A 13,395-nucleotide genomic window follows, 5' to 3' on the forward strand; every position below is an offset into this window, starting at 1 on the left:
TCTTCCCATGATCAATATGCCCTATCGTACCCACATTCACATGTAACTTCGTCCGCTCAAACTTCGGCTTCGCCATAAAACTAACTCCGTTGGAAACCCGAATTTCGAATATCGAATGTCAAAACTAAATGGATATTGTTAGTTTATTTCGATATTCAAATTCCGAATTTCGAAATTTTAATATTAAGTGTTTTGAAAACTTCCTCCTGATTGAAGTACCAGCTTCTCAGCGATATGTCGTGGTACTTCCTCATAATGGGAAAATTGCATCGTATAATTCGCTCGACCTTGCGTCAATGACCGCAATGTCGTCGCATACCCAAACATCTCACCTAATGGAACAATCGCTCGGGCAATTTGCGCATTTCCGCGTTTATCAATACCGACTATTCGTCCCCGACGCGAACTGATATTTCCAATTACATCACCCATAAACTCTTCCGGCATAACCACTTCAACTGCCATAACCGGTTCGAGCAACACCGGCTGACATCGTTTTGCCCCTTCTTGAAACGCCATTGACGCCGCGATTTTAAACGCTAACTCCGAAGAATCAACTTCATGATAACTGCCATCAAATAAGGTTACCCGAACATCTACCACGGGATACCCAGCTAACACGCCACATTCCATTGCTTCAATTACACCTTTTTCAATCGCTGGGATATATTCTTTAGGAATTACTCCGCCATAAATTTCATTTACAAATTCAAATCCGAACCCTGGTTCCATCGGTTCAATTCGCAACCAGACATGTCCATATTGTCCCTTACCACCGGATTGCCGAATAAATTTCCCTTCAGCTTCAGTCGCGCGTTTTAACGTTTCACGATATGCGACCTGCGGCTGACCGACATTCGCTGCTACATCAAATTCCCGGGTTAACCGGTCAACGAGAATTTCTAAATGTAATTCTCCCATTCCGGAAATCACTGTTTGTCCTGTCTCCTCATTGACTGAGACGCGAAACGTCGGGTCTTCATCAGCTAATCGCGCTAAACTACTCCCGAGTTTATCCTGGTCAGCTTTTGTTTTCGGTTCAATAGCCACGGAGATAACCGGTTCTGGGAACGTCATTGCTTCTAAAATTATCGGATGTTCTTCATCGCACAAGGTATCTCCGGTTCCGGTATGTTTCAAACCAACTGCGGCGACGATATCGCCAGTATATACGACTTCTTTATCCTGCCGTTTATTCGCATGCATCTGCAGAATACGGCCTATCCGTTCTTTTTTCTGGTCGGTAGCATTATAGACATACGAACCAGCAGTTAATGTTCCGGAATATACTCGCAAATAGGTCAATTTCCCGACATACGGGTCGGTCATGACCTTAAATGCTAACGCGGCAAACGGTGCGGAATCATCCGGAACCCTTGTTTCTTTTTCATTCGTTATCGGATTTATACCTGAGATAGCCGGCATATCCAGCGGAGACGGCATATAATCTACAATTGCATCTAATAACGGTTGAACCCCCTTATTTCTAAATGATGATCCGCAAAGAACCGGGGTATATTTCGCAGCGATTGTCGCTTTGCGAATGGCTAACTTTATTTCTTCAACGGTAGGTGAACTTCCTTCTAAAAATTTATGTAATATGGTTTCATCGATATCCGCTAAACTTTCGAGCATTTTATCTCGCATTTGTTTCGCTTGCGCTTTTAGATTCGCTGGTATCGGTTGAATTTCAAATATCGCACCGAGTTCATCGGTTGTCCAGACGTAAGCTTGTTCGGTAACCAAATCAACTACACCACAGAAACTATCTTCTACTCCAATCGGAATCTGAATTGGTAAAGGATGGGCACCAAGCCGTTTTTTCATCATCTCAATCGTTCCAAAATAATCAGCACCTACACGGTCCATTTTATTGACAAACGCGATCCGGGGAACATGATATTTATCCGCCTGTCTCCAGACAGTCTCCGATTGCGGTTCAACTCCACCGACCGCACAGAATAACGCTACTGACCCATCTAATACTCGAATTGACCGCTCTACTTCAACGGTAAAATCTACATGACCTGGCGTATCGATTATATTTATCTGATGCCCTTTCCATTCGCAAGAAGTTGACGCTGCGGTTATCGTTATCCCGCGTTCCTTTTCCTGTATCATCCAATCCATTTCGGTTGACCCATCATCAACGTCGCCCATTTTATGGATTTTACCAGTATAATACAGGATACGTTCAGTCGTAGTCGTTTTCCCGGCATCAATGTGCGCCATTATCCCAATATTTCGTAGTTTATTTAACTCAAATTCCCTTGGCATAATACTTAGCTACTACTTTGCTTTGCGATTTAATCCTTAACCTTATATACCTACCAGCGGAAATGCGCAAACGCTTTATTCGCTTCCGCCATTTTATGTGTATCTTCTTTCTTTTTAATTGCGCCACCCTGATTTTTTGACGCATCAATAATTTCCTCTGCTAACCGCTCTTCCATCGGTTTCCCTTTACGTTCTCGTGCATACTGGATTAACCAGCGAATCGCTAACGCTTGTTTCCGATTCTGTCGGACTTCAGTTGGAACCTGATAAGTCGCTCCACCCACACGCCGTGACCGAACTTCAACCAATGGCTTCACATTATCCATTGCCGCTTTAAATACTTTCAATCCCGGCTCGTTCGTTCTCTGCTGAATGATTTCAAGAGCACGATAGAATATCCGCTCTGCAACACTCTTTTTTCCGCAGCGCATCAAATTATTGATAAATTTCGCTACCACGCGATTGTCAAATTTTAAGTCCGGAATAACTTCTCCGCGGGGTTTATATGGTTTTCTTGGCATAATCGGTTAACCTTAACTTTATTGATACTCGATTATAATTTTTTAGTTATCTATATATATCCGACTATAATCTATTGACATAAAAAAAGCAGTATGCTTACGTCCTTATTGCTTCTGGACTCTGGCTTCCTGCTTTTTGGTATCAGCCACTATTTTTTCGGTTTTTTCGTTCCGTACTTTGACCGACCCCGGTTTCGTCCCTCCACACCGGTAGCATCAAGGGTACCGCGAATTATATGGTAGCGGACACCGGGCAAATCTTTGACACGACCACCGCGTATCATGACAATACTATGTTCCTGAAGATTATGACCTACTCCAGGAATATATGCGGTTACCTCAAATCCATTCGTTAGCCGAACCCGGGCGACTTTTCGTAACGCTGAGTTGGGTTTTTTCGGTGTTTGGGTGTATACCCGAACGCAAACCCCCCGCCGTTGCGGACATTTAGTTAACGCCGGAGTTTTAGCTTTATAAACTACTTTTTTACGCATTCCGCGTACGAGTTGATTAATCGTTGGCATAAATATACTTCAAGTAATAGTAATAATAATTGTAAAATTGAACTAACAAGTAATAAAATTACTATGGCGTTCTGTTAAAGAAATTTTAGTTTGCTACTTTACGACGTCGCGAAAATTATCCGGGTTCGCTGAAGAAATCCCGATATTTTCAGTGTCAAAATTTCAGCAAGAACAAATATTATAGATTAAATTTATTTATTTGTCAAGTGGTTTTTACGAGTTTATGTCTTTTTCTACAATTCGGCATTTATTTTTATTCAGGACTTCCGTCTTATACGCTCGAATGACGCTTAATATATAGGCTAGGTCTCTCGGCGTTAGATCTATCAATTCATCGATAATCGCTTGAATACTCTGGGGATACGCTGGCAATCGTTTCGCTAAAAATTCGATTGTTCGCTCAATCTCCCGGAGTTTATTTTCTATTTCTATTGCAATGGGACGATGATAGTTAGCAATAAATCTAAGGTTACGAAGAAAATATGGTTCTTCTTGGGGAATCCTCGACTCCTTTTCTTGGTTGGTATCCTTTTGGAGAAATAGAATATCATTAAAACTTTCATTAAACTTATCCGGCTTTTTTTTATTCTTTAACCTTTTACCGTGTATTAAAAACATTTTTTCAGGTTCCACCACCAAAGATTTCAGCTCTTCGGTTAACTGATGGAGTTCTTCAATTTTTCCGGTTATATTATGTATTTCTTGGGGAACTTTCTCCTGATGCGCTAGATATAATAACTGGGTTGCATCTTCACCAAGCACCTCCGCTAATCCGCGAACGATTTCATCTTTCGGCGGACGTTTTATCCCTCGTTCGATGAAACTGAGATACCCCTTCGTTATCGCTAGTTTATTACTGATTTCATCTAGCGATAATCCTTTGGCTTTTCGCAAATGTCGAATATACTGCCCAAATGTCATAAATTACAATCCTTTACTCCATAATAGAGTAGCATAGAGAATATATTGGTGTCAACAAAAAATGCAAAATATTTACTAAAAAGTATACAATTTTTTAAATTACCTCTTGACAAATAGTATACTATGTGGTATAATATATACTGTATTCGGTAAACACCGGTGAAAGGAGGTGAATCCTATGCCTTTGCATTCTGTAATCGAAAAATTCATCAATCAGCTCGAGTTCAGCGCTCCTCTCAATCATCGCAACCTGATGCTTTTCCCCATAACCTATCCAGAAAACGGCAATCCCGCTATTCCCTATATAACGTTAGATGAAGCGTTTGAAAAGCAGTTTCTGACCATTTCCGAAGTTTCTGATGGCGGAATTGTTCCTATCCTGAAAGTTACCAATAACTCCGATCATAAAATCCTAATACTTGACGGAGAAGAACTAATCGGCGCAAAACAGAATCGGATTCTCAACACTACTATTTTAGTTCCGGAAAAAATATCGCTACCTATCCCGGTCAGTTGCGTTGAAGCGAATCGCTGGCACTATGTTTCGCCAGAATTTAAAACCGCAGGAACCCAAGCACATGTGAATCTGCGTGCTAAAAAAGCTGCTAGCGTTTATAGAAATTTAAAGGTATTCAAGGAATACCGTTCGAACCAAGCGGAAGTCTGGGATATCGTTGACCATATACTTTATTGTTTACGGACTGAATCTCCAACTTCAGCGTTACACGACGCTTATATCCATCATACAGTTACGCTAGATGATTATGTTAAAGCACTCTCATTTCAATCGGGTCAAAAAGGAATTGCGGTCGCAATCAACAACCGGTTCGTTTGTGCAGATATCTTCGATAAATCGGAAACGCTTGAAAAATATTGGAAGAAACTTATCCGCAGCTATGCGCTAGACGCTTTAGTGAACTTAATCGAACCTGAATCGAATAATCAGAAAAATATCCCGCAATCTGACTCGGAACACTTGAAAGAAGAAATTGCACAAATTAAAGTTCAAATGTTACAATCTGAGTCCGACTCGTTCAAATCGGTTGGGTTAGGCGATGATATCCGGATTCGAGGCAAAAAACTGATTGGAACCTCACTGGTTTACGAGCAAACTCCTATCCATTTCGCTATTTTCCGAACTGAAACAACTGAAAATACTAGTGTTAATGATGTGTTCGGTTTTCTATACCACCGACGGTTCCGATAATAATCTTGATATTTGGGTTCTCTTTCGCTTGCCTCGAGCTTACGTGGAGAGACTACGAACGAGATAATATCTCGTTCGTAGTCTCTCCGGTATATCAAAGAGAGACAAAATAGCCATACCATATAAATGTTTGCTATTTAATATTTCTGCCAAGCCGAGTATTCATTGGTCGGAATCACTCAGCAGATTCTAGGAAGTTGCTCACCGGAGAGCATATCAAGGATGCGGGTTCCACCAACCGAAGTTTTTAATAGAACGGTTTTTTTCGGACTAGAGATAACTTCGCCGATTATCGCCGCATTTTTCCCGAACTTATGCTTTTTCATCACTGCTAGAACTTTCTCCGCAACTGAATGTTTAACAACCGCAACTAGTTTCCCTTCATTTGCTACATAGAGCGGGTCAAACCCAAGCAAATCACAGATACTTCTTACTTCTTTCCGAACCGGAACCGCTGGTTCGTCTATCTTAATTCCGACATTGGAAGCTTGGGCGATTTCATTTAACGTTGACGCGAGTCCACCACGGGTTGGGTCGCGCAGACAATGGATATCTTTAGTCACCTTAAGCATTTCTTGAACTAGAGAATTAAGCGGTGCGCAATCGCTTTTCAAGGTAGTCTGCAATGCGAGGTCTTCCCGTTGCGCGAGGATAGCCATACCGTGGTCGCCAACGGTTCCGCTGATAAGAACTTTATCTCCGACTTGGGCATTTGAACCACTGATATTAATCCCTTCTTTAACCAAACCAATTCCGGAAGACGAAATGTATATTTTATCCGCATTCCCGCGATTGACTACTTTCGTATCTCCGGCAACAATCAGAACGTTGGCGGAGCGCGCTGTCGTTCGCATAGAGTTAAGTATCTTTTCGAAATCAGATAGCGAAAATCCTTCTTCAATAATGAATGCTACGGTTAGATATTGGGGAACCGCTCCAACCATCGCCAAATCGTTTATTGTCCCGCAGACCGCTAGTTTCCCAATATTTCCACCGGGGAAAAACAGCGGACTTACTACATAGGAATCGGTTGTATACGCTATCTGACCATTAACTTCTGGCTTCTGAATCCTGATAATTCCGCTATCGTCCAGTTTATCTAGAATCGGATTCCCAAAATATTTCAGAATTAGGTCTTTAATCAGTTTCTGGGATAACTTCCCGCCACTTCCATGCGCGAGTTGGATTTTTTCATTATTCATCATGTAACTAGCTACCTAAATAATAAATTTTAATTGCTAACAAGGATTCAATGAATCGCGTTCGGACATCATAGATACGGGTCGATTGCCATTTTCAGAATTTTCTCTTTCTGATTCACGAACATATCGAATGCATGCGCTAATTCATTCAGCGGCATGATATGAGATACGATACCGTTATAATCAATTTTTCCGGACTCAAGTAAAGCGATGGCTCGACTCATAGTATAGGGTGGCATTTTCGCACCGAGAATCGTTATTTCATTCGCAAACATTTCATACGGCGAAAAGGTTACCCGCGCTTCTTCAGGACAAACGCCGAATATCATCAATGTTCCGCAGCGTTTAACCAGCTTTAATCCTTCAGCAACCGCTTCTGGATTCCCGGTTACATCAACTACATACTCGAATCCTTGCGGAAACTCTTGTTTGATCTCGTGCCAAATCTTTTTATCGGAAGGATTGAAAACTATATCCGCTCCATATTTTTTCGCGAATTGACCTCTGGATTCAATCAGTTCCACTTGCACAATCTGTTTAACTGGTGAATGGTTCAGCAGTTGCGTCCAGAGAAGACCAATCGGTCCCGCACCGAGCAGAAGGATATTGCTCCCCGCACGGAGATGTAACAAATCATACCCATGCAACACGCACGCAAGCGGTTCTGCGATAATTCCTGCCTTCACTCCTAGCTCTTTCGAAATCGGATATGCCTGCTTGCGATTGATTTTTGAATACTGCGCAAACCCGCCGGTGATATGATATCCGTTGATGATAATATTCGAACAATGGTTATAACTTCCGTCCTGACAGTTCGGACAATATCCGCAGGGAGATAACGGGTCAACACAAATCCAATCGCCGAGATTGAATCCGGTAACTTCTTTCCCAAGTTCAACTATTTCACCAACATACTCATGTCCGAGCACAACTGGCGGGCGCGCTAACGGCACCTCGCCAGCATAAATATGTTGGTCAGTGCCGCAAACACCACATCCGAGAACTTTCAGAACGATTTCATCTTGTTCCGGTTTCGGTATCGGCATTTCCTGTAATTCAATCGTGAACCTTTTAGTATATACTGCCGCGCGCATCATGTATTCCTTTCAGTCTTATTTAGGAAACAAGGAAACAGAGGACGCTATAAAATCTCCATTGTTGTTTCATGGTTTCCTAACTTGATAGATACTTAATCAATGAATATTGAAAAATTCATTTTAGCAAATTAACTCCCAATCAACAAGTTGAATGAAACAATAATTTCAAAAAAATCTGATTTCCCTTGCTGCATCAAGATTTTATCAGAAATTAGAATTATGCATTTTTTTGGGTATTTTGCATTTTTCCTCTTGACAAACGGCGCATTCAGTCGTATGATTTCGCTAGAATTCGATATTGCATTTTTTATTTTTCATAACTATTTTTTGCCATAGAAAGGGGGTGCACCAATGACGAAGGCGGAACTCATCGATGCTGTGAAAGCAACGAAATGCTGTTCAGCATTGAGCAAGAAAGATATCGAAGGAGTAATCGATTGCGCGTTTGATGCAATTGCTAAAGGAATCAAAAAAGATAAACGCATGGCGATTCCGGATTTCGGTGTATTTACCGTTCGGTCACGGAAAGCAAGAATGGGGCGGAACCCGCAAACGGGCGCTGCAATTAAGATTCCGGCAAGTAAAACCGTTGGATTCAAACCAGCACCAGCACTGAAAAAAGGACTGTAATTCGTCCGGTATAAGTTGACACGTGAAACAGGTTATAGGGAACTCGATTCACGCATGAAATCGAAGGAACTATAACCTGTTTTCTTTTTTATAATTTCCACGAATGACCCATATGATAAAATTAATTACAATTGCACTGAGAGATAATACTGGAAAAGACATGCGTATACATTAGGAAAAAATAAATGAAAAATAGATCGTTTCATTTTTTCAAATTTTTTTTACTCGTTTATCTTTCCTATATACTTTTTTCTTCGCCGTTTGCCATAGTTGCTAAATTTTGATACAATATTTGCTCATATTACATTAAATCTAATTTCTATTTCTAACGATAAGGAGATAAAAACAAGCATGGCACATCTAGAGATTTTAACCGGAATCATCGCATTAGCTTCATTAGGGTATGTGGTGTATTTAATTCGCTGGATATGGCAGCAGGATTTAGGTGAAGATAAAATGCGGTCAATCGCCGACGCGATTCGAGAAGGAGCAAACGCATTCTTGAATCGGCAATATCGTACGATTGGATATCTCGCGTTAGTGCTCACTGTTCTATTATACGCTGCCTATGCGGTAAGCGGAAATTCAATGTTAGGAATCCAAATTGCTTCATCATTCCTTTTCGGTGCAATATGTTCAGCGGTTGCGGGATTTATCGGTATGTATATTTCGGTGAGAACGAATATCCGCGTTGCTGCCGTCGCGAAACAGGGTATGGGCAAATCGTTGGTAACCGCATTACGCGGCGGTGCGGTCTCTGGAATAACCATCGTAGCAATGAGTTTACTCGGGATTTCAATCCTCTATTTTATTTATGATACGCTACTCCATTTTCCAATAGATAAAATCCCTAGTCTGATTGTTGGGTACGGTTTCGGTGCGAGTTTTGTTGCGTTATTTGCGCAGCTCGGCGGCGGGATTTATACGAAAGCGGCTGATGTCGGTGCGGATTTGGTTGGAAAAGTTGAAGTGGGGATACCCGAAGATGACCCGCGCAATCCAGCCGTGGTCGCTGATTTGGTTGGAGATAATGTTGGCGATTGCGCTGGTCGTGGAGCGGATTTATTCGAATCGACTGCGGCGGAAAATATCGGCGCAATGATACTCGGTGCCGCTGTGTATGCAGCGTTGAAAAAAGCTAATCCGGATTTGCCAGCAACAGCGTTTATCGGTTGGATTATGTTCCCGTTAGTTGTCCGTGCAATTGGGTTAATTGCAACTATCATCGGCGTATCGTTCGTTAAATCGAAAGAAACCGACCATCCGATGAGCGCATTAAACCGTGGATATTTTATTACCAGCATCCTAGCAGCAATCGGATTCTACTTTACGACAATGTGGCTCCTTAACAACATTTGGTTCTTCTATTGTGGACTGGTTGGTATTTTGATGAGCATCGCGTTTGTGTTTATCACTCAATACTATACTGAAGCAAGGTATCGGCCGGTACGCGAAATTGCTGAAGCATCAAAAACCGGACATGCGACTAATATCATCGCTGGTATGGCGGTAGCATTTGAATGCACGGCAATTCCGATTATTACCATTGCGGTTTCGCTCTGGTTATCGTATATGTTTGGCGTGTGGAGTGGATTAGAAAACGGCGGACTGTTCGGAACCGCAGTAGCAACGATGGGCATGCTCGCAACCTGCGGATATATTTTAGCGATGGATACATTCGGTCCGATAGTAGATAACGCTGGTGGTATCGTAGAAATGTCCGGTGCTCCAGAAGAGATTCGCAAGAATACCGATAAACTCGATGCAACAGGCAATACCACAAAAGCGTTAACGAAAGGATACGCAGTTGGTAGCGCAGCGTTAGCAGCATTTCTGCTTTTCTCAGCGTATTTAACGGATGTAAGTATGTTACGGATTGAAAAAGGAATGCCTGCGCTCCTCTCGGTTGACATTGCGAAAATTGAAGTATTCATCGGTGCGATGTTCGGTGCGATGTTGGTTTTCCTATTTTCTGCGTATGCGATTAAAGCGGTCGGTAAAACAGCACAGTATATTATCACTGAAGTTCGACGTCAATTCCAAGCTGATAGTGGAATTATGGCGGGTACTTCTAAACCCGATTATGCGAAATGTGTTGATATCACCACGAAAGGCGCATTGAAAAATATGATTCTACCCGGACTGATTGCGGTAGCGGGTCCGGTCTTAATCGGGATAATATTACGAGCAGAAGCAGTCGCTTCTATGTTAATGATAGGAACTATAGTGGGCGTGATTATGGGGTTAGTTCTCAACAACGGTGGTGGTGCATGGGATAACGCAAAAAAATATATTGAAGCGGGGCATCTCGGTGGAAAAGGTAGTGATGCGCATAAAGCGGCGGTGACCGGCGATACGGTCGGCGACCCGTTTAAGGATACTGCAGGTCCATCGTTGCATGTTCTCGTGAAATTATTAAGCACACTGACGTTAGCGTTAGCGGCGTTATTTGTATAAGCATAAGTAAACTAGAAAGCGGAACCTTGGTTCCGCTTTTTTTATTTATATGAATACTGCAAAGAAAATACTGGAGGGTTAAAAACCATGCGCCATCGATTTAGATTGATTATGGTTGTCGTTTTTCTTATGTTCGCAATATCATTCGGATTTACTGCCCAATATCCCGCAAAATCTAAGGTTAAGCTCGGAATAGATGTTTTACTCGAAAAACAGTTTGCACCGCTGCGTGGTAAACGCGTTGGGTTACTCACTAACCCAAGCGGAGTTAATCGTCAGCTGATTCCGACACTCGATTTATTCGCTAAACAAACGACATTTCAACTGGTAGCGTTGTTTGCTCCGGAACATGGTATTCGTGGCGACCTCTTCGCCGGAGAAGAAGTGAAAACCTATACCGATGAGCGCACCGGACTAACGGTATATAGTTTGTATGGGAAAAATAAACAACCGACAGAAGAGATGCTTAAAGATATTGACGTGCTGGTTTTCGATATCCAAGATATCGGTTCGCGAACGTATACCTATATTTCTTCTATGACCGAATCGATGAAAGCTGCAGCGAAATATAATAAAGAGTTTATGGTACTCGACCGACCGAACCCTTGTGGAGGACTACTCTTTGAAGGACCGGTTCTTGAACGGGAACGAATTAGTATGGTTGGCATTGCACCGATTCCGGTTACCCATGGAATGACCGCCGGTGAATTTGCGAAATATGTTAATACTGAAGAGAAGATTAATTGCAAACTAACGGTTATCCCAATGGAAGGGTGGACTCGCGATATGCTCTGGGAGGATACCGGCCTAGAATGGGTACAGACTTCACCGCATATTCCGCATGCTATGCATGCTATTCTATATACTGCAACCGGCATGCTTGGTGGTGTAGGAATTGATATTAATGAAGGAGTCGGGTATACTCTACCATTTGAAACTATAGCCGCAGAATGGATTAAGAGTCCTGAAGAACTGGCAGAAGCGTTTAATGCGATAAATCTTCCTGGGGTATACTTCCGCCCGATAACCTATCGCCCGTATTATTTCAAATTCAAGGATAAGATTCTTAACGGAGTGCAATTACATGTTTACGATTGGCACGCTTTCCGACCATTAGAGACCGCAATTCAGATGCTTGCAACGATTAATCTTATGTATCCGGACAAAATCCAACCGAGAAAAAGTTTCGAAACCTACTGGGGTAATAAGCTTCGAGAACAACTACAACAAAGAATGACTGCGGAACAAATCATCGCGACTTGGCAACCTGGCCTTCAGGAGTTTGCAAAAAAACGCGCAAAGTATCTTATGTATTAAGCTGTTGTTTAGCTTAACTTGTTTGATAGATAGATTGATGTTACCTCATGCTGAACTTATGAACTCGTTAACTTCCCGAGAACGATTATGTTATACGCTTGACGGAAAACCGGTTGATCGCGTTCCTATCTCACTCTATGAATTCGATGGATTCTATGAATCTTGGATACATCAGGAAGTGGAATATCAGGCGATTCTCGATTATGCACATGGGAAAACTGATAAACTATTTGCCTGGGTTCCTGACAGCGCTCTACCGCAGTTCGGATATAGTGCGCTTGATCCGGAAATGATTAAAACCACGTGCTGGGTTTACCAGAATTCGCAGTTTTCGAAAACCGTTTTACAAACTCCGAAAGGTGAGCTGGTTGCTCAAACTCGGCAAGATGAAGGAATGCATACTCGATGGGTTATTGAACATTACTGCAAGACCGCAGCTGATGCGGAGAAAATTTTATCTATCCCATATTTCCCCTGGAAACCATCCGTTGATTCATTCTTCGAACTGGATAAGAAACTCGGAGATACCGGCATTGTTCTCGGCGATATCCCTGACCCGTTATGTCTGACCGTTGACCTATTCGGCTTTTCAACATTTTTAACGTTCTATATCGATATCCCTCAGCTAATTTTCCGATTGCTTGATTTTTTCCACGAAAGAATTATGCAGTATTTAAACTATCTGCTCGAATCCGGCGCGGTTACGTTATACCGTATCTACGGACCAGAATATGCGACCCCACCTTATTTATCCCCTGCGGATTTCGATAAACTGGTTATGCCGTATGTAAGTGATATGAGCCATCTGATGCATCGGTATGGTGCAAAAGTCAGAATCCATTCTCATGGAAAAATTCAGCAGGTGCTATCTTCACTCGCCAAGATGAATATTGATGCTATCGACCCGCTGGAACCGCCACCTGATGGTAATGCGGAATTCGCCGAGGTCCGGCGAGTGCTCGGGAATAAAGTTGTACTTATCGGCAATATCGAAGAACGGCTATTTGAAGTTGGAACGAAACAGGATATAGAAACTGCGGTAAAAACAGCAGTTGAAGAAGGCGCAAAAGACGGACCATTTATTCTGAGCCCAACCGCTATGCCGTTAACTACTCCGCTAGATAAAAAGATTCAAGAGAATATTATCCATTATATCGACTGCGGATTGAGATACGGCAAAACTTAACCGCAGATGAATACAATCAAACACAGTAAACACTAAATTTGATATAAGGTTAATCC

At 42.2% G+C, this 13,395-nt stretch carries 11 protein-coding genes; 5 read left to right on the top strand and 6 right to left on the bottom strand.

The genetic code is table 11. The features are described 5' to 3' along the window. Positions 1-183: 183 nt before the first annotated feature. From fusA to N3A72_10995, 4 genes are all read right to left on the bottom strand, one after another. On the bottom strand, positions 184-2,277 hold the full coding sequence (gene fusA / locus N3A72_10980; protein MCX7920105.1) for an elongation factor G: 2,094 nt from the start codon (positions 2,275-2,277) through the stop codon (positions 184-186). 50 nt (positions 2,278-2,327) lie between these two features. Beyond that, complete coding sequence (gene rpsG / locus N3A72_10985; GenBank protein ID MCX7920106.1) at positions 2,328-2,798, bottom strand: 30S ribosomal protein S7; 471 nt, start codon at positions 2,796-2,798, stop codon at positions 2,328-2,330. A gap of 149 nt (positions 2,799-2,947) precedes the next feature. Further along, positions 2,948-3,322: a 30S ribosomal protein S12 gene (rpsL, locus tag N3A72_10990; protein MCX7920107.1), complete on the bottom strand. Its 375-nt coding sequence runs from the start codon at positions 3,320-3,322 to the stop codon at positions 2,948-2,950. A 213-nt stretch (positions 3,323-3,535) separates the two neighbouring features. Continuing rightward, the gene (locus tag N3A72_10995; GenBank protein ID MCX7920108.1) at positions 3,536-4,243 is read right to left on the bottom strand and encodes a helix-turn-helix domain-containing protein; all 708 of its coding nucleotides are present in this window, start codon (positions 4,241-4,243) and stop codon (positions 3,536-3,538) included. Positions 4,244-4,421: 178 nt separating this feature from the next. On the opposite strand from N3A72_10995, the gene N3A72_11000 reads away from it, so the two are divergent. After that, the gene (locus N3A72_11000) at positions 4,422-5,450 is read left to right on the top strand and encodes a hypothetical protein (GenBank protein MCX7920109.1); all 1,029 of its coding nucleotides are present in this window, start codon (positions 4,422-4,424) and stop codon (positions 5,448-5,450) included. 179 nt (positions 5,451-5,629) lie between these two features. Here N3A72_11000 and hypE read toward each other — a convergent pair whose 3' ends face one another. Next, on the bottom strand, positions 5,630-6,652 hold the full coding sequence (hypE, locus tag N3A72_11005; GenBank protein MCX7920110.1) for a hydrogenase expression/formation protein HypE: 1,023 nt from the start codon (positions 6,650-6,652) through the stop codon (positions 5,630-5,632). A 68-nt stretch (positions 6,653-6,720) separates the two neighbouring features. After that, complete coding sequence (locus N3A72_11010; GenBank protein ID MCX7920111.1) at positions 6,721-7,749, bottom strand: zinc-dependent alcohol dehydrogenase family protein; 1,029 nt, start codon at positions 7,747-7,749, stop codon at positions 6,721-6,723. 351 nt (positions 7,750-8,100) lie between these two features. Between N3A72_11010 and N3A72_11015 the strand changes: the two genes are divergently transcribed. The 4 genes from N3A72_11015 (at position 8,101) to N3A72_11030 (ending at position 13,339) form a co-directional block, all read left to right on the top strand. Further along, positions 8,101-8,379 carry an HU family DNA-binding protein gene (locus N3A72_11015; protein MCX7920112.1) on the top strand — a complete coding sequence of 93 codons (279 nt, stop codon included), beginning with the start codon at positions 8,101-8,103 and terminating at the stop codon, positions 8,377-8,379. Between the two features lie 351 nt (positions 8,380-8,730). Beyond that, on the top strand, positions 8,731-10,836 hold the full coding sequence (locus N3A72_11020; GenBank protein ID MCX7920113.1) for a sodium-translocating pyrophosphatase: 2,106 nt from the start codon (positions 8,731-8,733) through the stop codon (positions 10,834-10,836). A gap of 87 nt (positions 10,837-10,923) precedes the next feature. Beyond that, positions 10,924-12,153 (top strand): DUF1343 domain-containing protein, encoded by a 1,230-nt coding sequence (locus N3A72_11025; GenBank protein ID MCX7920114.1) that lies wholly within the window; start codon positions 10,924-10,926, stop codon positions 12,151-12,153. 58 nt (positions 12,154-12,211) lie between these two features. After that, positions 12,212-13,339, top strand: a complete 1,128-nt coding sequence (locus tag N3A72_11030; GenBank protein ID MCX7920115.1) for a uroporphyrinogen decarboxylase family protein — start codon at positions 12,212-12,214, stop codon at positions 13,337-13,339. Positions 13,340-13,395: the final 56 nt, after the last annotated feature.

The organism is bacterium, assembly GCA_026416715.1.
Lineage (GTDB): Bacteria > UBP4 > UBA4092 > JAOAEQ01 > JAOAEQ01 > JAOAEQ01.